Source organism: Micrococcus sp. LASM2_SD2 (assembly GCF_057364565.1).
Genome location: NZ_JBNFOB010000436.1, coordinates 1 through 824 on the forward strand (window position 1 = coordinate 1; position 824 = coordinate 824).

Annotated in this window: 1 protein-coding gene and 1 pseudogene; both read left to right on the top strand. The window is 76.7% G+C overall.

The annotated features are described in order from the left end of the window. Position 1 precedes the first annotated feature (1 nt). Entirely contained in the window at positions 2–514 is a 513-nt protein-coding gene (ruvX, locus tag AC2W7A_RS12970) for a Holliday junction resolvase RuvX (protein ID WP_485991687.1), read from the top strand. Beyond that, positions 511–824, top strand: a pseudogene (locus AC2W7A_RS12975) (hypothetical protein); the annotation flags it as partial. The gene ruvX and the pseudogene AC2W7A_RS12975, both read left to right, overlap by 4 nt.

Here is an 824-nt window from a genome sequence, read left to right on the forward strand (position 1 = left end):
GATCCGACGTCGACGCCGTGTGCCGCGGGCGGCACCGTCGGGGTCCGACGTCGGCCGCGCCCGCGTGGGGCTGGCCACCGCGGACCCGGACGGGCTGATCGCGACCCCGCTGCGTACCCTCCGCCGGGACCAGAAGAAGGGGTCCGACCTGCGCCTGGCCGTGCAGGAGGTCCTCGACACGGACGCCGTGGCCGTCTACGTCGGCCTCCCGCTGAACCTGCAGGGTCGGTGGACCCCGTCCACGGAGGACGCGGTGGACTATGCCCGGCGGCTGGCGGACGCGTTGGCCGAGGCCGGCTCGGACGCCGCGGTCCGCCTCGTGGACGAGCGCATGTCCACCGTGTCCGCCCAGCGTCAGCTGCAGGCCTCGGGACGCACGGTGAAGGACAGCCGCGCCGTGATCGACCAGGCCGCCGCCGTGGCCATCCTGCAGGCCGCGCTGGACACCCAGCGCCGGACCGGTGCCTGGGCCGGCGACCCCGCGTCCGACCTGACCGAGGAGAGCACCCGATGACCCGCCCCGGAGACGACCTGCCCCCGGAGCACCGTGCCCACGACCCGCTGCCCGGCGATCCGCTGCCCGGTGGCCCGGTGCCGGAGAACGTCACGGACGACGACCTCTTCGACACCTTCCGCCTGCCCGGCGAGCCTCCCCGCTCGGAGCAGGGAATGTCTCCCCGCACGGAGGAGGGGGCGCCGCCGCGCTCGGAGGAGGGGGCGCCGGCACCGCACCAGGGCGGGGACGCCCGCACGGGTGCGTCCGCTCTTCCCGACGACGGTGGCGCACCGGGGCCGGACGGCTCTCCCGAGCCGGTGGCCGGGGG